Below are 25,237 nucleotides of genomic sequence, written 5' to 3' on the forward strand. Positions count from 1 at the left end.
TCCGGCGGCGGGCAAAAAAACCGGCCTAGATTAATCTATCCGAGGGTGTTGTCCTATAGACATCTAGTACGTTAGTCCATTAAGGCTTGATCGTTGCGCCTCACATGCGTACCTTTGCCCGCTTTTCTTGCCACAGCACCCCCTTGGAGAGCGCCATGTCCGCTGATCTCGAGCATATCCGTCAAATCATGCGCGAGGCTGACTGCCTGTACACCGAAGCGCAAGTCGAAGAAGCGATCGCCAAGGTTGGCGCACACATCACCCGCGAAATGGCTGACACCAACCCGGTGGTCTTTTGTGTGATGAACGGCGGCTTGATCTTCGCTGGTAAATTGCTGACCTACCTGCAATTTCCGTTGGAGGCGTCCTACCTGCACGCTACTCGCTATCGCAACGAAACCAGCGGCGGCGACCTGTTCTGGAAAGCCAAGCCGGAAGTCTCTTTCATCGACCGCGACGTGCTGATCATCGACGACATCCTCGACGAAGGTCACACCCTGGGCGCGATCATCGACTTCTGCAAACACGCCGGTGCGCGCAAAGTGCACACCGCTGTGCTGATCGACAAAGACCACGACCGCAAGGCTCGCCCGGACCTGAAAGCCGACTATGTTGGCCTGCCGTGCATCGACCGCTACATTTTCGGCTACGGCATGGACTACAAAGGCTACTGGCGTAACGCCAACGGCATCTACGCCGTTAAGGGGATGTAAGCCATGACCCGCTTTCTTGATCAGACGCTGTTTGCCGAATTGGCCGAGAAAGCGGCCGCCAGTCCTCGGGGCCGGCACCACAACAACTTTCACCAGATGGAAGAGCCGTGCCATCGTCTGGCGGTGGGCCTGCAACCCAACACTTATGTGCCCCCTCATCGGCACCTGAGCGCCGACAAAGCGGAAACCCTGCTGGTGCTCAAGGGCAGCCTGGGCTTGCTGGTTTTCAGCGAGGCCGGTGAAGTCATCGCCAAACGTGTGATGCAGGCCGGTGGCGAGTGCTCCGGCGTCGATCTGCCGCCGGGGGTGTTCCATGGTTTGGTGGTACTGGAGCCTGACACGGTAATGTTCGAGTGCAAGGCCGGACCTTATCGGCCAGCGGGCGAGGGTGAGTCGGCTGATTGGGCTCCCCGTGAAGGTGATGCCGGCGTGGCCGAGTATCAACGCTGGATGCTTGCCCAGTTCGATTGAGCTACAGTGCTCGGCCATCTTCCACGGAGCGGCCCATGAGCCTGTTGATACGCACTTGCGCCGCCCTGGCGCTGACCCTCAGTCTGCCTCTCGCCGCCGCACCGACACCGATGCACAGCCAATTCCTGCCGCCGGACGAGCTCACCCTTCGCGCCGAGACCCCGGACCAGCAGCAACTGCTGCAAGTCACCGAGTATGCGGTGGTGGTGGGTAACCAGCGCCAATCCAGCCAGCAGCCGATTCCGATAACGTCGCCGCTGATGATTCGCCTCAAGGGCAAATCCTTGAACAAGGGCGCGACCATTGCTCAGGTGGTGCTCAATTTTGACGCCGAAAGCAAAAGCCTGAAAAAGCCGGCCTTCGATGACAGCAGCAAAACCCTGACCTTGTCCTATCCGATGTCCCAGTACCGCGTGATTGTCGATCTGCTGCGCAATGAAACCCTGTATGTGCAGTTCCTGAGCTACGCCAATGGCCATATTTGGGCGGATCTGCATACTGGCGCCGTTCGCTCTAAATAGCACACTGCTACGGACGTAAATGGTGTGGGTGCTTTCGAAGAAAAGGCCCCGCAGGTAGACTTCTAGCCCCGTGTAAATGTCTGCAGGCTGGAGTCGGTAATGCGTAAAGATAAGAAACAGGTGATTGGTGATGAGATCGGCGACGATCAGATCAAATTGTTCCTGGACTTCGAGCCGGTTGACGCGACTTCACCGTCCCTGCACAAACTGATCAAGGCCTACCGTGGCCTGCGTATCGACGACTTCGAGCGGTTCCTGGGCTTTTTCAAGGAAGCTGGCCTGGACCTCGACGGCAAGGATGAGCATGGCCAGACGTTCGTCGACCTGATCAAAGACCAGCGCAACGCGGACGAGTACATCGAGTTGATCGAAAACGCTCGCGGCTGATTATTCGTGACATAAAAAACGCCCCGTTCTCATGAGGAGAGCGGGGCGATCGTTCCCACGCTCTGCGTGGGAATGCATCCTGTGACGCTCTGCGTCACGACCTCAAGCGTAGCTTTCGGCCTCGCTGCTTTGTTCAACCAGCTCTAGGCTGATGTTGTTCTGCGTGTTGATCTTGCGGTACAGCTCGGCATCGGTCTCAAGGACCTTTTCCCGCGCCGGGAAGATCTCGTGCAGCTTGGCTGCCCACTCGCCGGCAGCCTTGGCCGGGAAGCAGCGCTCGATCAGTTCCAGCATGATCGAAACAGTCACCGAAGCGCCTGGGGACGCGCCCAGCAGGGCTGCCAGCGAACCATCTTTAGCCGCGACCAGCTCGGTGCCGAATTGCAGCACGCCGCCTTTTTTCGGGTCTTTCTTGATGATCTGCACCCGTTGGCCGGCCACTTCCAGGCGCCAGTCTTCGGCTTTCGCCTCAGGGTAGAAGCGGCGCAAGGATTCCAGGCGTTGCTCCATGGACTGCATGACTTCGCTGACCAGGTACTTGGTCAGGTCCATGTTGTCCCGGGCCACGGCCAGCATCGGGCCGATGTTGCCGGCGCGAACCGACATCGGCAGGTCCAGGAACGAGCCGTGCTTGAGGAACTTGGTGGTGAAACCGGCGTAAGGCCCGAACAACAGGGACTTCTTGCCATCGACCACGCGAGTGTCCAGGTGCGGCACGGACATCGGCGGCGAACCCACGGCAGCCTGGCTGTAGACCTTGGCCTGGTGGTGCTTGACCACTTCCGGGTTGTCGCAACGCAGCCACTGGCCGCTGACCGGGAAGCCGCCAAACCCTTTGCTTTCTTCGATGCCTGAAGCTTGCAGCAACGGCAGGGCCGCGCCACCGGCGCCGAGGAAGACGAACTTGGCGTCCACTTCACGGCTGTTGCCGCTGTTGACGTCCTTGATGCTCACGGTCCAGCCCGCGCCGTTGCGCTTGAGGCCGGTGACGCGCTTGCTGTACTTGACCTGGGCATCGGCCGAGCTGGTCAGGTGGCTGAGCAACTGGTTGGTCAGGGCGCCGAAGTTGACGTCGGTGCCATTCATTACACGGGTGGCAGCGATTTTTTCGTCGAGCGGGCGGCCCGGCATCATCAGCGGCATCCACTCGGCCATCTCGCTACGGTCTTCGGTGTAGTGCATGTCCGAGAACGCGTGGTGCTGGCTGAGGGTTTCAAAGCGCTTCTTGAGGAAGGACACGCCGTTTTCGCCCTGCACGAAGCTCAGGTGCGGCACTGGGCTAATAAAGGATTTGGACGAGCCAAAGGTGCCCTTTTTAGTCAGGTACGCCCAGAACTGCTTCGACACCTCGAACTGGGTGTTGATGTGCACGGCCTTTTTGATGTCGATAGAGCCGTCGCCTGCCTGCGGTGTGTAGTTCAGCTCACACAGCCCGGCGTGGCCGGTCCCGGCGTTGTTCCACGGGTTGGAACTTTCCGCGGCACCCGAATCCATCAGCTCAACGACTTCCAGCTTGAGGCCGGGGTCGAGCTCTTTGAGCAGTACGGCCAGGGTGGCACTCATGATGCCGGCCCCTACCAGTACTACGTCGACTGCTTCGTTATGCGCCATTTAACGCGTCTCCAAAATCTGCAGCACCAAATTGACGGCATGGCTGCCAGGAGTGACGGGGCGGTTCACGTGTTGCCCCAGGTTACCCATGGCCAGGATCGCCATGTCCGTTTCGCAATTCTTTGCAACTTCAGCACACGCTTCCTGCCGGGCTAATCTGCCTATGAACGCATTCATGGGCCCCTGTGGCAATTCGACTTATGGTCAAAGCGTGCGATTCGTGCAACCAATCCGTAGCGGACAGGCTCAAGCTCCGGTTTTTGAGGAGTACTCGGTCCTGTGTGGTTGGGCTGTTCCAGACGCTGATGGTGCTTGTACAAACGCCAAACTATTCATTTGCTCGCCACACTCTTGTGAAGTTGTGAAAACCCGTTTTTTCACGCTCTTTTGAAGACGTGAACCTCAAAAAAGGGCTGCCCCAGCCTGGCACCTGGCCCGAAATCCATGCCGACACGCGGCAAAACGGGCAAACAACTCAAGTGGCCGAGCGCAATGGCAGCTCTGGCAGATTCGGTAAAGGCGGGTGGTTTGCAACGAAAACAGCAAGCGCGCCAGCTTCACTCGATCTGTGTGGGCGGCTCTCTGTGGGCGATTTTTGAGTTAATACCGAGGCATTAACGATGTTGCGAGGCCCGATCAGGAGACGTCCTTATAATCGGGGGGAGATTGTAGCGAAGAACGCCAAGGAAATGGGTGTGTTTTATGACTTTTATTAGTGCTCCAGTCAGGAGACCAGTGCTTGCTGTGGTTGTGCAAGCACGACCTGTGGGCAGACCCGCGCACTGGCCGGCAGCGGGCGGTGCATCCAGCCCAGGTGAGTTTCTGCGACTTCTACCCAGCCCTCGCCGACGGGCGGCAGGCTGCACTGCTTAAACGCCAGGCAATGACCATGTGCGTCGAGCAGGGCATAGTTGCGATGGCGGGCGTGTGGCATGAACAGCGTTTTGAGAAGGCGCATGGCTTTGTACCTGTTACGTTACATGCTCGAAGAATGCCAGTGTGCCATGACATTGGAATGACGGATTTATACGAAATTGTAATTTCAACATGCCTTCAGCTGCCGTTCAGGATTGCTGGTGAGTGGCGCACGTGCACCGTTATACTGGCGGCCTGTTTGCACCTAGTCCTGGAGAAATGAGTATGTTGCAACGCCTGTTGTTCGGTTTGATCACTGTGACCAGTTTGACCCTGGTTGGCTGCGCCAACAGCCCGCAACAACTCAGCCCGCAACCGAAAATCACCACGCAGCTGGCCCCGGTCGGCCACGGCCAGCCGGTATCGGTGCGTGTGGTGGATGGTCGTCCATCGCCAACCCTCGGTTCCCGTGGTGGTCTCTACCCGGAGACCGCCCTTATTTCAGTGACCGGCCAAGACGTGCTCCCCAAGCTGCAAGCCCAGGCTGAAGCTGCCGTGCGCCTGCTGGGTTTCACCCCGGCCAACTCGCCAGGCGCTCCTCAATTGACCATCACCTTGGCCGAACTGAAATATCAGTCGCCGAAGGAAGGCCTGTATGTGACTGAAGCCACCATCGGCGCGGCATTCAAGTCCGACGTCAGTGCTGGCACGCGTCGCTACAGCGGCCGCTACGGTGCCTCCCTGAACCAGCGCTTTGGTATGTCGCCGAACGAGGAAACCAATACCAAGCTGGTCAGCGATGTGCTGAGCGATGCACTGACCCGTCTGTTTAAGGATCCAAGCATCGGCCAACTGCTCAGCTCGCAGTAACTGCCGACAAGCTGTTCACAAAAAAACCGGGCTCAGTGATGAGTCCGGTTTTTTTGTACCTGCAGTTTCACGCCGCGGTGTCGATACAGAAGTCCAGCAGGCTCACCCCGGTCAACAAGTCCGCCTCCGGCAAGTCCGCATGCTGGTGCCCTCCGAGGGCGCAATACACCAGCCAGTGGCGGTCCTGGACGTTGAATGCCAGACCGCCGACCAGTGCCTCCTGCTCGTCGCTTTGGGCAATCAGATACAGCCGATCCTGGTTTTGCGCGTGCAACATGACAAGCTCCTAAGCGTCGAAGGGCAACAGAGTGGCTTGTTAAGGTGACGTTCAGGTGACGCCGCAAATTACTGGATACATTGGCGGTTATTGGAGCCGGTAGTCGCAGGAGGCGGATATCATTCAGGTTTGTATCTGAATTGATACTCTGACACTGATTCTCCGAGGTTTGCGATGGCACCGCCCGCACTGCTTATCAATGCTGCCGCTTTGTTGGTCGCCTGCCCGAGTTCGGCGCTGCTGTTCATTACCCGCCTGCGAGCGCAGCGCGCGATGGCCGAGCTGGCCGCACGAAGCGAAGATCGCGCGATCGACCAACCGATGTTGTTTCTGGATGTGCGCACCGAACGGGCGCATCGCCTGGCTTACCGCGTCGGGTTTGCCTTTCTTGGGCTGGCACTGGCGACGTCTTGGCTCAGCACCCACCTTTAAGAACACCGCAAAGCAAATGTGGGAGCTGGCTTGCCTGCGATACAGACACCTCGGTCTATCCGTCAGACCGTAGTGATGCTATCGCCGACAAGCCAGCTCCCACATTTTGTTTCGGTGTTTACAGAGGGATCCCGGCTTTAACTCGATACTGATTACGCACAGGCGTTGCATATTGCACCACCAAAAACGGTCGGTGCTCTGCCGGGCATTCGTTCAGCCTCCGTTCCCACTCCGCTTTCGCCTTGGCCAACTCATCGGCCGGGAAGACCTCGGCTGCCGTCGGCACCTGCAATTGTGGGTCAGCGTCGTTCCACTGCGCGTACGCCAGGTAGTGCACCGGGAATAACCGATAGCCACCGAGAATCTGTCGGTCCATTTCCACGGCCAGCAGCTTGGTGTCTTCAAAGCGCTCGGTGATCGGCGGCGCAAAGTTCACGTGCACCCGGCCCTTGTAGCCGGTGATGCCCAAGGCAATGCTCACATCGTCTTCGCCCGGCGCCTTGCTGTAGGTGCCGGTGGTGGCGCGGACGTACAACTCGCGGGCCTTGGCTGCATCGCACGGGTCGTATTCGTAACTGATGGAAACCGGCGTCAGGTTCAACGACTGGATCACCTCGGCAAACGGCTCGTCCTTGCGGCTGACGTGGAACATCTTGAGGATCGCCGATTCGGTGCGATCATCCCCATCCTTGGCACGGCCTTCGGCTTGGGCGATCCAGATCGACTGGCAATCGTTGCGGATCGAATGGTTGATGTAGGCCGACAGCAGTTGGTACGCCGCCATCTTTTCCTTTCGGCCAGTGATCGAGCGGTGCACGATAAAACTCTTGTTCAGGCGCATCAGGTCGCTGACAAACGGCTTTTGCAGCAGGTTGTCGCCGATGGCGATGCGTGGCGTCGGCAAACCGGCGTGGTACACGGCGTAGTTGACGAAGGCCGGGTCCATCACGATGTCGCGATGGTTGGCCAAAAACAGGTAGGCGGTGCCGGACTTGAGCTGCTCGACGCCGGTGTAGGTCACGCCGTCGGTCGCCCGATCAATGGTGTGATCGACGTAATACTCGACTTTGTCCTGGAGCGTTGCCACGGTGGTGACACCGGCGAACTCACGGCGCAGTTTGCGGGCGATCATCGGCTTGAGCAGCCAGCCCAGGGCGCCTGCAAAGCGCGGGAAGCGGAAGTGGGTCAGGATGTCCAGAAAGGCCTTGTCACTGAACAGACGTGCCAGCACCGCCGGGACTTCGCTGTCGTTGTAAGGTCGGATGGTATCGAATTCGCCCATCATGCTCTCTTGTTAGAAACGGCTAGGGTAAGTAAAGGAAGTATCAGGGTGCGGCCGCAGTATTGGCGTTGCCGAGAATGGCCCTGTAAATAGACCGGCGATTATACGCACAAGTCACCTGGGAGACCGCGATGGAAGAGGAGTCGTACGAATGTCCTTATTGTGGAGAGGTGGTCACGGCGTTGCTGGACCTGTCCGCAGGCGATCAGGAATATATAGAAGATTGCCCGGTGTGCTGCCGGCCGATTACTTTTGAACTCCAGGTGCACGGAAACGAATGGATGCTGAACGTGCGCAGCGAAAACGAATAACAGGTACGCCCATGCAGCGAATTTATGAACCTGAAAACCTGATGGAGGGCGAGTTGCTGCAGCAGATGCTCGCCAGCGAGGGGATCGAGGCGCATTTGGTGGGGCGCCATTTGCTCGGTGGCACCGGCGAGCTGCCGATTTTCGGGCTGCTGGGGTTGGAAGTGGACAACGATCAGGCCGTCTACGCCCGCGAGCTGATTACCGGCTACATCGGCGCGCAACCCCTGCCCGGTGATGAACCCGACAGCTTCCCCGACGTGTTGGTCTGTTAGGCTGTCGGTCGGTTTACCCCAAGAGTCGTGTTACCCCATGTGTGGACGTTATGCCCTGTTTCGCTGGAACCCCGCCTTTGCTGCCTTGCCGGGCTTTCCGGTCGACCAGCAGGCCCAGTGGAACATCTCCCCCAATGATTCGGTGCTGATCCAGCGTGCCACTGACGGCCAGTGCACCCTGGCGCGCGCCCGCTGGGGGCTCACGCCGCCCTGGCTGACCGATCTTTCCCGTACCCCGGCCCATGCCCGCGCCGAAACCCTGGCTGAGCAACCGATGTTTCGCGAGGCGTTTCGCCAGCGCCGCTGCCTGCTGCCGGCCAACGGTTTTTACGAGTGGCGTGGCACTCAGCGCAAGCGCCCCTATTGGCTGACGCCGGGGGAGGGCTCGACCCTGTTTTTTGCGGCGATCTGGGAAGCCTATCCGGTGCAGGAACAGGTGTGGTTGAGCACGGCGGTGGTGACTCAGGCGGCGCAGAGTCAGCGGCGGCCGCTGATTCTGGATGCGGCGGGGCAGGAGGCTTGGTTGAATCCCGAGACGCCGTTGCCTGTGCTTCAGGCCTTGTTGGCCAGTGAGCCTGCCGCTCTGCGTGAGCGGGTATTGGCCAATATGGTGAATGATCCGAAGCTGAATGGGCCTGAGTGTTTGACGCCGGGTTGAGGGCTGATCTGAAACCTTGAGCTGATTAATCAACCGCCGTTGCTGGTGTGTAGGATGTATCCGAAATTCAGCGGTTACACGTCTGTTGTATCTGGCGCCGATACAAATGACCGCCTACGATACGCGCCATGTTTTCAGGGAGCGTGTTCATGAAGAAGTCATTGGCGATAAGTGGATTGGTTGTAGCGATGCTGTTGGCCGGTTGCCAGTCGGTTAACACCACCAGTGGCGGTGCCGTTGGGGTAGAGCGCAAGCAGTACATGTTCAGCATGCTGTCGAGCCAGGAAGTCGACCAGATGTACGCCCAGTCCTATCAGCAGACGTTGGGTGAAGCCAGTGGTAAAGGCTTGGTGGACAAGACCAGTGCCAACGCCAAGCGCGTGCAGGCCATTGCCAATCGCTTGATCGCCCAGGCGCCTACCTTCCGTCCGGATGCGGCGCAATGGAAGTGGGAAGTGAACCTGATCAAGAGCGATGAGATGAACGCCAACTGCGGGCCTGGCGGCAAGATCTTTGTGTACAGCGCGTTGATCGACAACCTCAAGCTCACCGATGACGAACTGGCTGCGGTAATGGGGCATGAAATTGCCCACGCTTTGCGCGAACACGGCCGTGAAGCCATGTCCAAGGCTTACGGCATTCAGATGGCCAAGCAGGGCGCCGGTGCCTTGTTCGGCCTGGGTCAGGACAGCATGGCATTGGCCGATACCGTGGCCAACTACGGTATGACCTTGCCCAACAGTCGCGCCAACGAAAACGAAGCGGACCTGATCGGCTTGGAACTGTCGGCCCGCGCCGGCTACAACCCAAATGCAGCCATCACGTTGTGGAACAAGATGGCCAAGGCTTCGGAAGGCGCGCCACCTGAGTTCATGAGTACTCACCCGGCTTCCGATAGCCGAATTGCCTCGTTGCAAGCGGCGATTCCAAAAGTGATGCCGCTCTACCAGCAGGCCAAGAAGTCCTGATAATCCAAGCCTTGTGATCGTTCCCACGCTCCGCGTGGGAATGCATCCTGTGACGCTCTGCGTCACGCCTCCAGGAGCCGACGCAGAGCGTCAGGTGCGGCGTTCCCACGCGGAGCGTGGGAACGATCATGAGGTTTAGATCCAGCCGCTGCTCTGCATGGCTTTGTAAACCGCCACCACCGCCAGGATGAAAAACGCCGTGGCCGCCAGTCGACGAATCAAGGTCAGCGGCAGTTTCTCAGCCGCAAAACTCCCCGCCAATACCACCGGCACGTTGGCAATCAGCATGCCCAGGGTGGTGCCGATAATCACCAGCCACAATTCGGGGTACTGTGCCGCCAGCATCACCGTGGCGATCTGCGTCTTGTCGCCGATTTCCGCGAGGAAGAATGCAATCAGTGTGGTCAGGAATGGCCCGAATTTGCGCGTGGTACTGGCTTCGTCGTCGTCGAGTTTGTCCGGCACCAGGGTCCACAACGCCGTGGCGCAGAAGCTCGCCGCGAGGATCCAATGCAACACCGCATCCGAGAAGAAGCTTCCGAACCAGGCCCCCACGGCACCGGCCGCCGCATGGTTGGCCAAGGTCGCGGCGACGATGCCGGCGATGATTGGCCAAGGTTTGCGAAAGCGTGCAGCAAGGATGAGTGCGAGCAGTTGCGTCTTGTCGCCAATTTCGGCCAAGGCAACGATTGCGGTAGGAACGAGTAATGAATCCAGCATCAGGTAAGTTTCCGGGGGCGGGTCGACACGGCTATGACACGTACAGCCTTCCCGCCCCGGGTAAGGTGTGCGTGTCATAGGTCTTGTCAAACCCCGGTCCGTCTGTGCGGACTCCTGGGTCGCATACGCCATGGTCTGTTGACCAAGTATGTTGACGTATGCCGGACGAGCGTGGCGCTCGTGGGAGACTACTCCCCTAGGACGGAGCGGATTCTGCCTAGGCAAAATCCATTCGGCAAGCCTTCTTTTTCAAACGCTCGTCAGCCGCGCTTGGCACGGTAAATGCGGAAACCATTGCCTTCTGCCTTGATTGCACACACGCCCAAGTGCTCTTCGATCAGCGGCTGGTACTTGAGGAAACTATTCGCAACCAAGCGAAGTTCGCCACCTTTTGCCAGATGTTTAGCTGCTTTTCGCAGCAGGTTTTCAGTGGCGAAATAATCGGTGTGTACCCCGACGTGGAACGGTGGGTTGCTTAAAATCGCGTTCAAACCCATGGGTGCTGCGTCGATGCCGTCACCGGTTAACACCTCGGCTTCCAGACCGTTGGCGGCCAATGTCAGGCGACTGCTGGCGGCGGCAAACGCATCTACATCCAGCAGGGTTACGCTGTTATGCGGGTAGCGACGTTTGACCGCAGCGCCTAGCACCCCCGCGCCACAACCGAAGTCCAGCAGATGACCGCTGGGTAGCTTGTCCAAATGTTCCAGCAACAACTCGGTGCCGCGATCCAGGCGACCGTGGCTGAATACGCCCGGCAGGCTCACCACCTTGAGAGGCCCTTCGGCCAGCGGGACTTCGAAAACTTGGGCGAGGCTCTCCAATTCGACCGCTTGTGGCGCGTTGGCCACGGTGACTTGCCACAGCTGGCAGTGCCGCGCGTTATCGAGCTTGCGCGGTTTGCCGAAGGGAAGCATCTGTTTGGCGGCGCTTTCGATACCGCCTTTTTTCTCCCCCACCAGAAACAGCTCGGCGCCCGGCAGGCGCGCAGCCACGGCGTTGAGCAGGTAGTCGGTGAGGTCCTTGGATTTGGGCAGGAAAATCACCGCTGCATCAAATGAACGCTCGGGCACGTTCACACCGAACTGGCTGCGCTCGGGGAAACGTGCATCCAGCGCCGCCTGGTCACCGGCGTGCCAGCACCAGCCGTGGGCGTTGGGCAGGCGACCTAGCAGGTCGTCGGCGGGCAGGCCGACCAGCAGCAAGTTGCCTTGAAAAAGTTCGGCCTGACGAAGCAGTACTTCACTGCGCGGATCCATGGTCTGCTCCTTGAAAAGGGGCGCAGTTTATCAACTGACGACGCGCAGCGGGGCGCCGCTGAAAAAGCCCCGGGCGTTTTCAGCCAATTGGCCGACGATACGCTGTCGCGCTTCGCGGCTGCCCCAGGCGTTGTGGGGCGTGACGATCAACCGAGGAATGTCACCGGCCAACAGCGGGTTGCCATTCACCGGTGGCTCCACGCTCAGTACATCGGTCGCCGCACCGCCCAGGTGGCCGTTGCGCAAGGCGTCCGCCAGCGCTTGTTCGTTGATCAAACCGCCGCGTGCCGTGTTGACGATAAACGCGCCAGGCTTGAGCAACGCCAGCTCGCGGGCGCCGATAAAGTTGCGGGTGTGATCGTTGAGCGGGCAGTGCAGGGTCAACGCATCGACCTGCGCCAGCAGTTCATCCAGCGGCACGCGGTCGGCACGGGCAGGGCGGCCCGGAATCGCGCCGAGCACTACGCGCATGCCAAAGGCTTCGGCCAGGCGTGCCACGGCACGACCCAGTTCACCATGGCCGAGCAGGCCGAGGGTTTTGCCCTCCAGCTCAACAATCGGGTAATCCAGCAGGCAGAATTGCTTGGCTTCTTGCCACCTGCCGGCGCTGACGTCGCGTTGATAGTCGTTCAAGCGCGTCGCCAGGTTGAGCAGCAGCATGATCGTGTGTTGCGCCACCGACGGCGTGCCGTAGCCCTGGCAGTTGCTCACCGTGATGCCGTGGGCGCGGGCGGCGGCGAGGTCGACGTTGTTGGTGCCGGTGGCCGACACCAGGATCAACTTGAGCTCAGGGCAGGCCGCCAGGGTTTCGGTGTTAAGGGCGATCTTGTTGCTGATGGCGACTTGGGCGCCTTGCAGGCGTTCGACCACATTCTGCGGTGTAGTTTGCTCAAACAACTGCAAGTCGCTGAAGCAGTTTCGCAGTTCGCTGAGGTCGAGGTCTCCCAGGTCCAGGGACGGATGATCAAGGAAGACGGCGCGGCGATTGTTCGTCATCAACTGTACCTTTTGCGACTGGGTTCGAAGGCGTAATCTGCCGAGCCTATCAGATGAAATAATCAGTTACTTAATGGAGTGAGCATGTACGTCGCCGAGTTTTTGACCGTAGCCTTGATTCACTTGTTGGCGGTAGCCAGCCCCGGCCCGGATTTCGCCGTGGTGGTGCGCGAGAGTGTTACCCATGGCCGTCGCGCCGGTACGTGGACTGCCTTGGGTGTCGGTTCGGCGATTTTCCTGCACGTGGGTTATTCGTTGCTCGGCATTGGTTTGATCGTGTCCCAGTCCATCGTGCTGTTCAACGCGTTGAAATGGGCGGCAGCCGCTTACCTGCTGTACATCGGCTTCAAGGCCCTGCGCGCGCAGCCGGCCAAGCCTGCCGGCGAAGATGACCTGCATCGCGAAGTGGGTGAGCGCACTGCTCGCGGCGCGTTCACCTCGGGCTTTGTGACCAATGGCTTGAACCCCAAGGCCACGCTGTTCTTCTTGTCGCTGTTCACTGTGGTGATCAACCCCCACACACCGCTGGCGATCCAGGCCGGTTACGGCGTGTACCTGGCGGTGGCGACGGCGTTGTGGTTCTGCCTGGTGGCCATGTTGTTCAGCCAGCAGCGTGTTCGCGCCGGTTTTGCGCGCATGGGCCACTGGTTCGACCGGACCATGGGCGCGGTGCTGATTGCCATCGGTGTGAAGTTGGCGTTTACCAGTATCAAATAAGTCGAATGCTGGCGCAAAGCTAGCATTCACTGGGGTCTGCAAATCATTCCTTTGGCTGATTTGGCTGACACATAAGGTCTCTACAGTGCAGGTCTTCAAGCCAAGACCGTGCAGTCATATAAGGGATTCGTATGTTGCAGACCCGTGTTATCCCGCCCGCCGAAGGCGCTTACCAATACCCGCTCTTGATCAAACGCCTGTTGATGTCCGGGACCCGTTACGAGAAGACCCGGGAAATTATCTACCGCGACAAACTGCGCTACACCTACCCGACCCTGATCGAGCGCGTCGCTCGCCTGGCCAATGTGCTGACCGAAGCCGGGGTCAAGGCTGGTGACACCGTCGCGGTGATGGATTGGGACAGCCATCGTTACCTGGAATGCATGTTCGCCATTCCGATGATTGGTGCGGTGATTCACACCATCAACGTGCGCCTGTCACCGGAACAGATCCTCTACACCATGAACCATGCCGAAGACCGCTTTGTACTGGTCAACAGCGAATTTGTGGGCCTCTATCAGGCCATCGCCGGGCACCTGACCACGGTCGACAAGACCTTGCTGCTGACCGACGGCGACTCCAAAACCGCCGAGTTGCCCCACTTGGTCGGCGAGTACGAAACCCTGCTGGCGGCCGCCAGCCCCAAGTACGACTTCCAGGACTTCGACGAAAACTCCGTCGCCACCACCTTCTACACCACCGGCACCACCGGCAACCCGAAAGGGGTGTACTTCACCCATCGCCAACTGGTGCTGCATACCATCGGCGTGGCAACCATCATGGGCAGTGTCGACAGCGTGCGCCTGTTGGGCACCAACGACGTGTACATGCCGATCACGCCGATGTTCCACGTGCATGCCTGGGGCCTGCCGTATGTGGCGACCATGCTCGGCCTGAAGCAGGTCTACCCTGGCCGTTACGACCCGGAATACCTGGTGGAGTTGTGGCGCAAGGAAAAGGTCACCTTCTCCCACTGCGTACCGACCATTCTGCAAATGCTGCTCAACGCCAAGGCTGCCCAGGGCGTGGACTTTGGCGGTTGGAAAATCGTCATCGGCGGCAGCGCGCTCAACCGCACGCTGTATGAAGCGTCCAAGGCGCGTGGCATTCAACTGACCGCTGCGTACGGTATGTCCGAGACCGGGCCGCTGGTGTCCTGTGCCCACCTCAACGAAGAGTTGATGGCCGGCAGCGAAGATGAACGCACCACTTACCGCATCAAGGCTGGCGTGCCCGGGCCATTGGTGGAAGCGGCGATCATCGACAGCGATGGCAACTTCTTGCCCGCTGATGGCGAGTCTCAGGGCGAGCTGGTGCTGCGTGCGCCGTGGCTCAGCGAAGGTTATTTCAACGAGCCACAGAAGGGCGCCGAGCTGTGGGCCGGCGGCTGGATGCACACGGGCGATGTGGCCACCCTCGATGCTTTCGGGGTGATCGATATCCGCGACCGCATCAAGGACGTGATCAAGACCGGCGGCGAGTGGATTTCCTCCCTGGCCCTCGAAGACCTGGTCAGCCGTCACCCGGCGGTACGTGAAGTAGCGGTAGTGGGCATCGCCGACCCGCAATGGGGCGAACGCCCATTTGCGTTGCTGGTAGTGCGTGATGGCCATGTGATAGATGCCCGCGAGCTCAAGGAACATCTCAAGCCCTTCGTCGAATTGGGCCATTTGAGCAAGTGGGCGATTCCGAGTCAGATCGCCGTTGTTACTGAAATTCCCAAGACCAGTGTCGGCAAGCTCGACAAAAAACGTATCCGCGTTGACATCATTGAATGGCAGGCCAACAACAGCACGTTCCTGTCCACCCTTTGAGGCCTCTCGCCGCGCCCGTCCGGGCGCGGCAATGCTCTATCTTGCGCCTTCACTTGTGATTTACCGATTTTCAGCCATCCTTGCCGCGTCGACCTTCGTCGGCGTGGCGAAAGGGCTGTGGCAGACGGGTTGGTGATGCAAATCACACTTTAGAGGGATCAAGCGGTACCCCCTGCTGGCTATAGTCCCTTCCAGAGTTTTTCAAGGATGTTGCGCTTCGGGCCATGGGGGCTCGGTTGCCGTGCGGCATTGGAATCGTTGTATTCCGGCCGTTACATGCATCCAGAAGAAAGAACTCACTGCCATAACAATAATGCACATGGAGTAGCGTCGATGACCTCAGTAAACCAGTTCTGGCGCCGGGCGAGATTGCCCCTGGCCGTCAGTCTCGCTTCTACGCTCGCCGGGCCCGCATTCGGCGTCAGTTTCAACATTGGTGAAATCGAAGGTAGCTTTGACTCATCCCTGTCGGTAGGGGCGAGCTGGTCGACTGCCGGTCGCAATAAAGACCTGATCGGCGTTAACAACGGTGGCAGAGGGTTGTCGCAAACGTCTGATGACGGTCACCTGAACTTCGACAAGGGCGATGCCTTCTCGAAGATCTTCAAGGGTATCCATGACCTTGAGTTGAAATACGGCGATACCGGCGTATTTGTCCGGGGCAAGTACTGGTATGACTTCGCGCTGCAAAATGAAGACCTGGACTTCAAGAACGTCAGTAACGAGCATCGACCAACGGGGGCCAGATCTTCCGGCGCGCAGATTCTCGACGCCTTCGTCTACCACAACTACTCGATTGCCGATGAGCCGGGTTCCGTGCGTTTGGGTAAGCAGGTGGTGAGCTGGGGTGAAAGCACCTTTATTGGTGGCGGTATCAACGCCATCAACCCGATTGACGTGTCCGCGTTCCGTCGTCCAGGGGCTGAAATCAAGGAAGGCCTGATTCCGGTCAACATGTTCTACCTGTCGCAGACCTTGACCGATAACTTGTCGGCTGAGGGCTTCTATCAGATTGGCTGGGACAAGACCGTTACTGATAACTGCGGGACCTTCTTCTCGCAGCCGGACATTATTACCACCGGTTGTAACGATAACCTGCGGGTTCTCAACAAGCGTTCGACGATTCCAGTGCCGTCGGCTACTTTGCCGTTGCTCGCAAGAAATGGCGTGGACGTGAACGAAGAAGGTGTTCTGGTTCGTCGTGGTGCAAACCATAACGCGAGGGATAGCGGCCAGTTTGGTGTAGCGCTGCGTTACAACTTCGAGCCGCTCGATACCGAGTTCGGCGCGTACTTCATGAACTACCACAGCCGGGCGCCGATATTCAGTGCACACGGCGCTCCGCAGTCGGTGTATGACCGTATCCGCTCCGGTGGCTTGGGGCCTTTTGGCGCGCTTGCTCCGCTGGTGGTCGCAGGTAACTCCAATTACTTCGTTGATTACCCGGAAGACATTCGTCTCTACGGTTTGAGCTTCTCGACCACCTTGCCTACAGGCACGGCGTGGAGCGGTGAATTGAGCTATCGGCCGAATGCGCCGGTGCAGTTGAACTCTACCGATATCTTGTACGCAGGCGTGGTGCCGCTGGGTGGCCCGCTGTTGGGTAATGCTTCGCTGTTGAGGGGTGTTCCAGGGCAAGACCTCGATGGTTATCGTCGTAAGGAAATCACTCAGCTTCAAACCACGTTCACGCACTTCTTCGATCAGGTCATGGGGGCAAGTCGCCTGACGCTGGTGGGTGAAATCGGTATGACTTATGTCGGTGGTTTGGAGAGCAAGTCCAAGGTCCGTTACGGTCGTGATCCGGTGTTTGGCCCAGGCACTTTGCCTAACGGTGCGTGCGCTGCCCTCAACAACTCGACAGCTCAGGGCGCAGGGCTGCCTAACGCGTCGAGTCTGAACACCAACTGCAATAACGACGGCTTCACCACCGCCACTTCCTGGGGCTACCGTGGCCGGGCCATCTGGGAATACCCGGATGTATTTGCCGGTGTGAACCTCAAGCCGAACATTGCCTGGTCTCACGATGTGAAAGGCTACTCGCCTGGCCCTGGCGGCAACTTCGAAGAAGGTCGCAAGGCCGTCAGCCTGGGTCTGGATGCTGAATACCAGAACACCTACACCGCGAGCCTGAACTACACCAACTTCTTTGGTGGGGACTACAGCACCGTGGATGACCGCGACTTTATTGCTCTGAGCGTTGGCGTGAACTTCTAAGCACACTGTATTTCAGGAAGAACCAGAACATGAAAATAACTAAAAGTCTGTTGCACGTGGGTGTGCTTGGGCTGTCGATCCTGGCGAGCAACGTCATGGCGGCAGTGTCGGCGGATGAAGCCGCCAAGCTGGGTACGACCCTGACTCCGATGGGCGCCGAGATGGCCGGTAACGCGGCAGGCACCATCCCAAAATGGTCGCCACTGCCCACCAACGCCGGTGCCGTCGACGCCCGGGGTTTCCTGGCCAACCCTTACGCCAGCGAACAACCGCAGTTCACCATCACCGCGCAGAACGTCGAGCAGTACAAAGACAAGCTGGCCCCAGGGCAGTACGCGATGTTCAAGCGTTACCCGGACACCTTCAAGATGCCGGTCTACCCGACCCATCGCGGCGCAACCGTGCCGGCTGATGTGTTTGCCGCCATCAAGAAGAACGCCACCAACACCAACCTGGTGTCCGGCGGCAATGGCCTGGAGAACTTCGAAACCGCCGTGCCGTTCCCGATTCCTAAAAGCGGCGTCGAAGTCATCTGGAACCACATCACCCGTTATCGCGGTGGCAGTGTGACCCGTCTGGTGACCCAGGCTACCCCGCAAACCAACGGCTCGTTCAGCCTGGTGTACTTCCGCGACCAGTTCGTGTTCCGCGACAAGATGAAGGACTTTGACCCGAAAAACCCGGGCAACGTGCTGTTCTACTTCAAGCAGCAAGTGACCGCCCCGGCGCGTCTGGCCGGTGGTGTGCTGCTGGTGCACGAAACCCTGGACCAAGTGAAAGAGCCGCGTTCGGCGTGGGTCTACAACGCGGGTCAGCGCCGTGTGCGTCGGGCACCGCAAGTGTCCTATGACGGCCCAGGTACTGCCGCCGACGGCCTGCGGACGTCCGACAACCTCGACATGTACAACGGCGCACCGGATCGTTACGACTGGAAACTTGAAGGCAAGAAAGAAATCTACATCGCCTCCAACAGCTACAAGCTCGACGATCCGAAGCTCAAATACGTCGACATCATCAAGGCTGGCCACATCAACCAGGACCTGGCGCGTTACGAGCTGCGCCGCGTCTGGCATGTGGTCGCCACCTTGAAGGAAGGTCAGCGTCACATCTACGCCAAGCGTGACTTCTTCATCGACGAAGACACCTGGCAGGCTGCCGTGATCGACCACTACGACGGCCGTGGCCAACTGTGGCGCGTCGCCGAAGCCCATGCCGAGAACTACTACGACAAGCAAGTGCCGTGGTATGCCCTGGAAACCCTCTACGACCTGCAGTCCGGCCGTTACCTGGCCTTGGGCATGAAGAACGAAGAGAAGCAGGCCTATGACTTCGGCTTCACCGCCACCACCAGCGACTTCACCCCAGCGGCCCTGCGCCAGGACGGTGTTCGCTAAACCGCGTTAACCGAGGCCGCATCCTCGGAAGGAAGCCCCGACTGGTTCGGGGCTTTTTTATGTGGCGATATTTTTTGTCGCAGTTCTTTTTCAGGCAAATGTTGCAAAGATCTACAAAACCACCACTTTTACCGCTAGTCTGCGGACATCTGCAATGCCGACAACAGCCTTCTACAAGAGCCCGGCGATGACTGATCTGTCCCGAATCCAAGGGCCTGCTAGCGCAGTGATTCCGACCCTGGAAGCGCGCTTCTACAGGCCTCCGCTGCCTGACGGCTACGTGCTGCGACCGCGCCTGTGCGAACGGCTGAGTGCTGGCCTGGAAGGGCGATTGTTACTGGTCAGCGCGCCTGCCGGGTTTGGCAAGAGTTCGTTGGCGGTGGAGTTCTGCCAGAGCCTGCCGGCGCATTGGCAAAGCCTGTGGCTAGGCCTGAGCCCACGGGATAGCGACCCCGGCCGTTTCCTCGAGCGCCTGCTCGACGGTTTACAACAATACTTTCCGCAACTCGGCGCTCAATCCTTGGGCTTGCTGAAAATGCGTCAGCGCCATCAACCCTTTGCCTTTGAGGAATGGCTTGATGGTTTACTCGATGAGCTGGCGGAGCATTTGTCCACAAGCGCGCCTTTATTGCTGGTGCTGGATGACTACCATCTGGCCCAAGGCCCTGTACTTGATCGCTGCCTGCAGTTTTTCCTCAATCATTTGCCCGATGGGTTGGTTGTACTGGTCACCAGTCGCCAGCGCCCGGATTGGCACCTGGCACGACTGCGGTTGTCGCGGCACCTGCTGGAGCTGCACGAACAAGACCTGCGCCTGACCCACGACGAGTCCCTGGCTTTGCTGGATCGGCATAGCAGCTCATTGCGCGGCGAGGCTTTGGACAACTTGATTCGTCGCAGCGAGGGTTGGGTGGCCGGTCTGCGTTTCTGGTTACTGGCCGTCTCCGAAGCGGGCAATGAAGGTTCGTTGCCGCAAAATCTGCACGGCGGGGAAGGGCTGATTCGTGATTACCTGCTCGAAGAAGTCATCGACTGCCTGCCCGCAGAAGTTCAAGCGTTCTTGTACGACACCGCCCCCCAGGATCGTTTTTGCAGCGAACTGTGTGACGCTGTACGTGAGGCCCACGACAGCGCGGAAGTCCTGCGTTATTTGCAGGCTCATCAAGTGTTTCTGGTGCCGCTGGACGAGCAGGGTCACTGGTTCCGCTACCACCATCTGTTTTCCGACTTGCTGCGTACTCGCCGTGCAAGCAATGCCGCATTGTCGATTGCCAGCCTTCACCTGCGTGCATGTCGCTGGTTCAACGCCCAGGGTTTGATTGATGAGGCGGTGGAGCAAGCGTTGCGTGCGGGCCACCTCGATGTGGCGGCGAACCTGGTGCAGAACCTGTCGGAGGAGCAACTGCTGGCGGAGCAGAATGTCGGCATGCTGCTGCGCTGGAAAATGGACTTGCCCGACAGCCTGCTGATCAGCACGCCGCGGTTGATCGTGCTCTACAGCTGGGCCTTGGGTCTGGCCTGTCAGTTGGATGCCGCAGAAGAGTTGTCCGGCTACCTTAGCCGCTTCTTGCCGGCACCGTCGGCCACTGCGCAAAAATCGATGTTGGCCCAATGGCTGGCGCTGAGCGGGATCATTGCCCGGGGGCGAGGGGATCGCGAGTTGACCCAGCGCTATTGCGGCGAGGCTTTGGAGAGCCTGCCGCACAAGCGCTACGGCCAACGCCTGATGTGTCTGTCGACCCTTTCCAACCTGGCCATCGTCGACGCCGACCTGTGGCGTGCCCGTGGCCTGAACCGCGAATCCCTTGAGCTGGCGCAGCGCGTCGGCAACCCGCTGTTTGAAGCCTTGGCCCATTACGACCGGGCACGTGTCTTACAAGCGCGGGGCGAAATCCTGCGTTCCCTGGACGAAGTCCGCCAGGGCTTGCAACGGCTGCATGGCCTGGCGCCCCAGAGGCTGTACGCCGTACGCGCCCGGTTATCACTCTATGAAGGTTTTTTGCTGTTGGTGCGTTATCAGCCTGACGCCGGCCTTGCCCGCCTGCGCGCGGGCCTCGGCGAAGCACGCGCCTGCCGGGATATCAGTGTGCTGATCGGGCATTGCGTCATCGCCAATTTTGAAGGGCGACGCAATGACTTTCCCAAAGCCTTCGCCGAACTCGCTGAGGCCGAGCGCTTGATGCATATCTGGGATGTGCCGCCGATCTACTACCTGGCGATGATCACCCTGATCAAATGCGAGTTGTGGCTGGCCCAAGGCCGCACAGACCTGGCTGACGCCTGGTTGACCCGGCTGGGGCAGACTTACAACGGCGAGCACGCGGCCGCCGCACCGGAGTTTCATCCGCACCTGCCGCAACATATCGAGCTGCAACAGGCGGCGCTGGATGCCACTCGCCATCAGCCCGCCGCGGCGTTGCAACGGCTCGAAGAGCTGGCGCAACAGGCCCATAACAGTGGGCGTCAGATGATTGCCTTGATGGCTCTGACCCAGCAGGCGCATTTGCTGTTGGAGTGCGGCCAGGAAGCCAAGGCGCGGCGGATAGTGGCCCAGGCTCTTGAGGCGGGTGCTGGTGGTGCGTTGCAACCTTTCCAGCGTCTGCTGGAAAGTTACCCGGACTGGATGCGCGAACAACTCGGCAAAGACCCGCATGGCTTGCTGAACCAGAGCTTGCTGGCGCTTCTGCCGGCAGTCGTTGTCGTTGAGGCCTCGTCCAGCCACGAAACCCTGAGCACCCGCGAACTGGCGGTATTGCAACTGATCGCCCAAGGCTGCTCAAACCAGGAGATCAGCAATCAGCTGTTCATCTCCCTGCACACAGTGAAAACCCACGCCAGCCATATCAACAGCAAGTTAGGCGTGGAGCGCCGAACCCAGGCGGTGGCGCGGGCCAAGTCAATGGGTTTGCTGGTCTGAGTGCACGGCGGTTCACTTCGTGGTCGGGCACTCTGTCAGGGGCTTGTCGGCCACCTGGCTGATCAGAGTCGCCAAGCGCTTGAGGTTGTTCTGGTGTGCAATCACCAAGTCATCAATGGTCGGGCCGGCGGGTGACTGCAAGGTTGTGCGGCAGGTCAACGGCGGGCGATCACCACCACCGGTTTGCCTGAGACGCCACCTGACGTCGAGCAGCGCGTACTGCCCGGGCACCGAGTCAAAACGTTGCACTTCAAGGCGCAAGGACACGGCTTGCCGGGCGTGACTGTTGGCCAATTGGTCCACCAGCGCACTCTTGAGCTCGTCCGCCAGGCTGGCGGCCCACCACTGGGTTTCAAGAATCGCCACGCCACTGTCGCCCTGGCGAATCACAATCTGCGGGCGGTCCACCTGGGGCGGGACGCTGATGCTTTCAATGCGGATATCGCCTGCATCAGACCGAGTCGTGTTGCTCCAGTGCGCCGGGGTCAGGGTGTGGAACGCAATCGGCTCACTGCTACACGCTGCGAGTAACAGCAACGTGGCAACAGAGGTGATTTTCAACGGAAACGTCATGGCTGCTCCAATGCTCATTTGCGTGGTGGCCCTTGCAGGTCCAGTGGCGCGGCGTTGTCCGGGCGACCGCGAATCAGCGATTCCGGATGCCGGCCGAGGTAATCCGACAGCTCGCGCAACGAGCGCGACATGCGGCTCAGTTCATCCAGGGTTTGGGTCAGTTGCTCGCGCTGCGGCGAGTCTTCGGCCAAGGTTGAACTGGCTGATTGCAAGGTCTTGCTCACGTCGGCCAGGGTGTTCTGCACGCCGGGCAGGGTCTTGGCGTTGAACTGGGTCAGCCCCTTACGCAGCTCAACCAGGTTACTGTCGAGGTTGCCGGCAATCCGTTCGATGGGCAGTTGGTTGATCTTGTTGACGATGCTTTCGAGTTTTTCCTGCAACTGCTCCAGGTTGCCGGGAATGGTCGGAATGCTCACCGGGCGCAGGCTCGGGTCAAACTTCACCTTCTCGGCTTTCGGGTAGAAATCCAGGGCGATGTACAACTGGCCGGTCAACAGGTTGCCGCTGCGGGCTTGGGCGCGCAGGCCGTTTTCGATAAACGTGCCGATCAACTGTACGCCGCCCACTTCATCGCTGACATTATGATTCATGGTCTTGAGCAGCTTGGTATGCGCCTGACCAAGCAACTGTGGATAGATCACAATGCCAACGTTGATCGGAAAGCTGCGTTTCTGGGCATCGAAGTCCAGGTTGACCGACACCACCTTGCCGAATTCGACACCGAGGAACTCCACCGGCGCACCAACCTTCAGCCCCCGCAGTGCCTGATCAAACCGCAGGGTCATATATTGCCCCTCGCCACTGGGCGGGGCGAGGGCGCTTTGCTGATCGTCGAACAGCTCAAAGGAGTGCTCTTCGTCGGCTGGCTTGTCGTTGGGGCTGTAGGGGGGCGCCACGAAGGCGATTCCTCCAACCAACATTGACGACAAGGATTCGGTTTTCAGCGCGAAGCCATTGGCGCCGACGCTGAGGTCTACACCACTGGCATTCCAGAAACGGGTGTTTTCGGTGACATACACATCATTGGGTGCATGTACGAAGACCTCGATATTCACGCCCTTGCCATCGGCGTCCAGCTCGTAGGCCACGACTTGGCCTACCGGGATTTTCCGGTAGTAGACCGGCGAACCGATATCCAGCGAGCCCAGGCCCTGGGTATGCAGGGTGAAGCGTTTGCCTGGCTCGCCGTAGGTAATGGGCGGCGGGTTTTCCAGGCCTTTGAACTGTTTGGCGCGCGTGTCGGACTGGCCGATGTCGGCGCCGATATAATCACCTGAGAGCAAGGTATCGATGCCGGAAACTCCGCCGGCGCCGATGCGCGGCCTGACCACCCAAAATTTCGAATCTTCGCGGGTGAAGCTTTCAGCCTGCTTGGCCAGTTTGATGGTGGCGTTGACGCTTTTCTGGTCATCACTCAAGGCGACGTCGGAGACTTGGCCGATTACCACGTTGCGGTATTTGACGTCGGTTTTGTTGGCGACCAGGCCGCTGCCGGTCTTGAAGTTGAGGACGATGGTCGGGCCCTGTTGAAGCATGCTGTGAACCACCAGCGATATGCCCACCAGCACTGCGACAATTGGCACGATCCACACCAGCGAAACGCTGAAGCGTCGTGTCTTGATCTCGGGCGATCCTGGGGGCGTGTCAGTGTTGTGTGGCGTCATCCAAGATTTCCTTGTTGTGTGGGTTTTCCCAGATCAATCGTGGATCGAAACTCATGGCCGCCAGCATCGTAAACACGACCACCAGGCCAAAAAACAGGATGCCCAGGCGTGGCTCGATGGTGCCCAGCGCCTGGAACTTCACCAACGCGGCTACCAACGCGACCACGATCACATCCAGCATTGACCAGTAGCCAATCAGTTCGACAAACCGAAACAGCTTCGAGCGTTCCTTGCGCGCCCAGAGGCTGTTGCGTTGCGCGGTGACCAGCAGCAGCGTCAGCGACACGAACTTGATGCCCGGCACCGCAATACTGGCGATGAAAATGATCAGGGCAATGTCCCAGGCGCCGTGCTGCCAAAACTCCAACACGCCGCTCATGATGGTGCTGTCAGCCCCCGAGCCGAGCATGGTGGTGTTCATCACGGGTAATAAATTCGCTGGAATATAAAACGCCAGTGCTGTGAGCATATAGGCCCAGGTCCGAGTCAGCGACTGTACTTTGCGTCGGTGCAGGGGCGCGCCGCAGCGGTCGCACTCGGTGGGCCCAGTGCTCATGTCGCAGGTCTGGCCGCAGGTGTGGCACAGGCACAGGTTGAGTTCGCGGGCAGTCGGCGGTGAGTTCATACGGTGTCCCACAGGTCGCGCACATCGCGCCCGGCAATGCGGATCAGCAACAGGCTGAGGACGGCCAGCGCAAACAGTCCGGTACCGGGCACCACGTCGAGCATGCCGGCCAGCTTGAACACCGCCACCATGGCGCCCAGCAGGCAGACCTCCAGCATGCTCCAGGGCCTGAGTGCTTCCAGCCAGCGCATGCACAGTTTGAACGCCGGAGAGCGCCTGCCGGACAGGGCGAAACTCAAGACCCAGGTCAGCAAAACCAGTTGAAACACCGGCGCGATAATGATGGAAATCGCCGCCACCAACGCAATAAAGGTGATCGGCCCCAGGCTCAACGCGACCACCGAGTCCCATAGGGTCGCACTGCTTTTCAAGCCCTGCAGGCTGATGCTCATCACCGGATAAAAATTGGCGAACGTCCATAAAACAGCGGCAGTGACGGTCAGGGCGAGCCGCTGTTGCACCGACAGGCCGTTGTAGCGCTGGAGTACGCCTGCGCAGCGTGTGCACAGGGCTTTTTGATGTTTGGCGAGCGTGACTTTTTCGTACACGCAGTCGCAGTGTTCGCAGATGATCCGTTGATTCGCCATAGGTCTTGCTCCCAACGCGAAGCGCTGCGGTCTTGGATGATTCAACTGATTTAATGGCGCTTGCCAAGCTTAGCAGTGGGGGCATCACAGGCTTGATCCCTTCCGGAATCGGGGCAGCGTCACCCA

Annotated in this window: 26 protein-coding genes and 1 riboswitch; of the genes, 15 read left to right on the forward strand and 11 right to left on the reverse strand. The window is 59.3% G+C overall.

Features of this window, described 5'->3' with window-relative positions; genetic code table 11:
• The first annotated feature begins 155 nt into the window (after window positions 1-155).
• The 4 genes from BFL40_RS22520 (at window position 156) to BFL40_RS22535 (ending at window position 2,092) form a co-directional block, all read left to right on the forward strand.
• The gene (locus BFL40_RS22520; RefSeq protein WP_071485989.1) at window positions 156-713 is read left to right on the forward strand and encodes a hypoxanthine-guanine phosphoribosyltransferase; all 558 of its coding nucleotides are present in this window, start codon (window positions 156-158) and stop codon (window positions 711-713) included.
• A 3-nt stretch (window positions 714-716) separates the two neighbouring features.
• The gene (locus BFL40_RS22525; RefSeq protein ID WP_071485990.1) at window positions 717-1,184 is read left to right on the forward strand and encodes a WbuC family cupin fold metalloprotein; all 468 of its coding nucleotides are present in this window, start codon (window positions 717-719) and stop codon (window positions 1,182-1,184) included.
• A gap of 35 nt (window positions 1,185-1,219) precedes the next feature.
• A complete protein-coding gene (locus tag BFL40_RS22530; protein WP_071485991.1) occupies window positions 1,220-1,705 on the forward strand; it encodes a hypothetical protein in 486 nt (161 codons plus the stop codon).
• A 99-nt stretch (window positions 1,706-1,804) separates the two neighbouring features.
• On the forward strand, window positions 1,805-2,092 hold the full coding sequence (locus BFL40_RS22535) for a PA4642 family protein (RefSeq protein WP_016976601.1): 288 nt from the start codon (window positions 1,805-1,807) through the stop codon (window positions 2,090-2,092).
• 102 nt (window positions 2,093-2,194) lie between these two features.
• Here the strand turns inward: BFL40_RS22535 and mqo are convergent, their stop codons facing one another.
• Window positions 2,195-3,703, reverse strand: coding sequence for a malate dehydrogenase (quinone) (mqo, locus tag BFL40_RS22540; RefSeq protein WP_071485992.1), 1,509 nt, complete (start codon window positions 3,701-3,703; stop codon window positions 2,195-2,197).
• Window positions 3,704-4,427: 724 nt separating this feature from the next.
• Window positions 4,428-4,661, reverse strand: a complete 234-nt coding sequence (locus tag BFL40_RS22545) for a hypothetical protein (RefSeq protein WP_071485993.1) — start codon at window positions 4,659-4,661, stop codon at window positions 4,428-4,430.
• Window positions 4,662-4,843: 182 nt separating this feature from the next.
• Between BFL40_RS22545 and BFL40_RS22550 the strand changes: the two genes are divergently transcribed.
• Entirely contained in the window at window positions 4,844-5,428 is a 585-nt protein-coding gene (locus BFL40_RS22550; protein ID WP_071485994.1) for a YajG family lipoprotein, read from the forward strand.
• Between the two features lie 67 nt (window positions 5,429-5,495).
• Here BFL40_RS22550 and BFL40_RS22555 read toward each other — a convergent pair whose 3' ends face one another.
• Window positions 5,496-5,705, reverse strand: coding sequence for a hypothetical protein (locus tag BFL40_RS22555; protein ID WP_071485995.1), 210 nt, complete (start codon window positions 5,703-5,705; stop codon window positions 5,496-5,498).
• 174 nt (window positions 5,706-5,879) lie between these two features.
• On the opposite strand from BFL40_RS22555, the gene BFL40_RS22560 reads away from it, so the two are divergent.
• Complete coding sequence (locus BFL40_RS22560; RefSeq protein ID WP_071485996.1) at window positions 5,880-6,137, forward strand: GNAT family N-acetyltransferase; 258 nt, start codon at window positions 5,880-5,882, stop codon at window positions 6,135-6,137.
• A gap of 118 nt (window positions 6,138-6,255) precedes the next feature.
• Here the strand turns inward: BFL40_RS22560 and BFL40_RS22565 are convergent, their stop codons facing one another.
• Entirely contained in the window at window positions 6,256-7,419 is a 1,164-nt protein-coding gene (locus BFL40_RS22565) for a 1-acyl-sn-glycerol-3-phosphate acyltransferase (protein WP_174555582.1), read from the reverse strand.
• Between the two features lie 131 nt (window positions 7,420-7,550).
• Between BFL40_RS22565 and BFL40_RS22570 the strand changes: the two genes are divergently transcribed.
• The 4 genes from BFL40_RS22570 to BFL40_RS22585 all read left to right on the forward strand — a co-directional run bounded on the left by BFL40_RS22570 (window position 7,551) and on the right by BFL40_RS22585 (window position 9,628).
• On the forward strand, window positions 7,551-7,730 hold the full coding sequence (locus BFL40_RS22570; RefSeq protein WP_071485998.1) for a CPXCG motif-containing cysteine-rich protein: 180 nt from the start codon (window positions 7,551-7,553) through the stop codon (window positions 7,728-7,730).
• A gap of 11 nt (window positions 7,731-7,741) precedes the next feature.
• The gene (locus BFL40_RS22575) at window positions 7,742-8,002 is read left to right on the forward strand and encodes a putative signal transducing protein (protein ID WP_071485999.1); all 261 of its coding nucleotides are present in this window, start codon (window positions 7,742-7,744) and stop codon (window positions 8,000-8,002) included.
• 37 nt (window positions 8,003-8,039) lie between these two features.
• Window positions 8,040-8,660 (forward strand): SOS response-associated peptidase, encoded by a 621-nt coding sequence (locus BFL40_RS22580; RefSeq protein ID WP_071486000.1) that lies wholly within the window; start codon window positions 8,040-8,042, stop codon window positions 8,658-8,660.
• Window positions 8,661-8,809: 149 nt separating this feature from the next.
• Window positions 8,810-9,628, forward strand: a complete 819-nt coding sequence (locus BFL40_RS22585; protein WP_071486001.1) for a M48 family metallopeptidase — start codon at window positions 8,810-8,812, stop codon at window positions 9,626-9,628.
• A 135-nt stretch (window positions 9,629-9,763) separates the two neighbouring features.
• Here the strand turns inward: BFL40_RS22585 and BFL40_RS22590 are convergent, their stop codons facing one another.
• From BFL40_RS22590 to BFL40_RS22600, 3 genes are all read right to left on the reverse strand, one after another.
• Window positions 9,764-10,348 carry a TMEM165/GDT1 family protein gene (locus BFL40_RS22590; protein ID WP_071486002.1) on the reverse strand — a complete coding sequence of 195 codons (585 nt, stop codon included), beginning with the start codon at window positions 10,346-10,348 and terminating at the stop codon, window positions 9,764-9,766.
• Window positions 10,349-10,436: 88 nt separating this feature from the next.
• Window positions 10,437-10,558, reverse strand: a riboswitch (yybP-ykoY riboswitch).
• Between the two features lie 50 nt (window positions 10,559-10,608).
• A complete protein-coding gene (locus BFL40_RS22595; RefSeq protein ID WP_071486003.1) occupies window positions 10,609-11,607 on the reverse strand; it encodes a methyltransferase in 999 nt (332 codons plus the stop codon).
• A gap of 30 nt (window positions 11,608-11,637) precedes the next feature.
• Window positions 11,638-12,603, reverse strand: a complete 966-nt coding sequence (locus BFL40_RS22600) for a 2-hydroxyacid dehydrogenase (protein ID WP_071486004.1) — start codon at window positions 12,601-12,603, stop codon at window positions 11,638-11,640.
• An 84-nt stretch (window positions 12,604-12,687) separates the two neighbouring features.
• Here BFL40_RS22600 and BFL40_RS22605 point away from each other — a divergent pair, with 84 nt between their 5' ends.
• The 5 genes from BFL40_RS22605 (at window position 12,688) to BFL40_RS22625 (ending at window position 21,662) form a co-directional block, all read left to right on the forward strand.
• Window positions 12,688-13,320 (forward strand): LysE family translocator, encoded by a 633-nt coding sequence (locus BFL40_RS22605; protein WP_071486005.1) that lies wholly within the window; start codon window positions 12,688-12,690, stop codon window positions 13,318-13,320.
• A 131-nt stretch (window positions 13,321-13,451) separates the two neighbouring features.
• Window positions 13,452-15,134, forward strand: coding sequence for a fatty acid--CoA ligase (locus BFL40_RS22610; protein WP_071486006.1), 1,683 nt, complete (start codon window positions 13,452-13,454; stop codon window positions 15,132-15,134).
• Window positions 15,135-15,467: 333 nt separating this feature from the next.
• On the forward strand, window positions 15,468-17,351 hold the full coding sequence (locus BFL40_RS22615) for a DUF1302 domain-containing protein (RefSeq protein WP_071486007.1): 1,884 nt from the start codon (window positions 15,468-15,470) through the stop codon (window positions 17,349-17,351).
• 29 nt (window positions 17,352-17,380) lie between these two features.
• Entirely contained in the window at window positions 17,381-18,745 is a 1,365-nt protein-coding gene (locus BFL40_RS22620; RefSeq protein ID WP_071486008.1) for a DUF1329 domain-containing protein, read from the forward strand.
• Window positions 18,746-18,932: 187 nt separating this feature from the next.
• A complete protein-coding gene (locus BFL40_RS22625) occupies window positions 18,933-21,662 on the forward strand; it encodes a winged helix-turn-helix domain-containing protein (protein ID WP_071486009.1) in 2,730 nt (909 codons plus the stop codon).
• Window positions 21,663-21,674: 12 nt separating this feature from the next.
• On the opposite strand, the gene BFL40_RS22630 is transcribed toward BFL40_RS22625, so the two are convergent.
• Genes BFL40_RS22630 through BFL40_RS22645 form a run of 4 tightly spaced genes read right to left on the reverse strand, consistent with a single transcriptional unit; the run spans window position 21,675 to window position 25,111 of the window.
• On the reverse strand, window positions 21,675-22,235 hold the full coding sequence (locus BFL40_RS22630; protein ID WP_071486010.1) for a PqiC family protein: 561 nt from the start codon (window positions 22,233-22,235) through the stop codon (window positions 21,675-21,677).
• A 14-nt stretch (window positions 22,236-22,249) separates the two neighbouring features.
• Window positions 22,250-23,899: a PqiB family protein gene (locus BFL40_RS22635; protein ID WP_071486011.1), complete on the reverse strand. Its 1,650-nt coding sequence runs from the start codon at window positions 23,897-23,899 to the stop codon at window positions 22,250-22,252.
• Complete coding sequence (locus BFL40_RS22640; RefSeq protein ID WP_071486012.1) at window positions 23,880-24,524, reverse strand: paraquat-inducible protein A; 645 nt, start codon at window positions 24,522-24,524, stop codon at window positions 23,880-23,882. The genes BFL40_RS22635 and BFL40_RS22640 overlap by 20 nt, the downstream gene beginning before the upstream one ends.
• The gene (locus BFL40_RS22645) at window positions 24,521-25,111 is read right to left on the reverse strand and encodes a paraquat-inducible protein A (RefSeq protein WP_071486013.1); all 591 of its coding nucleotides are present in this window, start codon (window positions 25,109-25,111) and stop codon (window positions 24,521-24,523) included. Before BFL40_RS22645 ends, BFL40_RS22640 begins: the two co-directional genes overlap by 4 nt.
• Window positions 25,112-25,237: the final 126 nt, after the last annotated feature.

This window comes from Pseudomonas costantinii (assembly GCF_001870435.1).
GTDB classification, from domain to species: Bacteria; Pseudomonadota; Gammaproteobacteria; order Pseudomonadales; family Pseudomonadaceae; genus Aquipseudomonas; species Aquipseudomonas costantinii.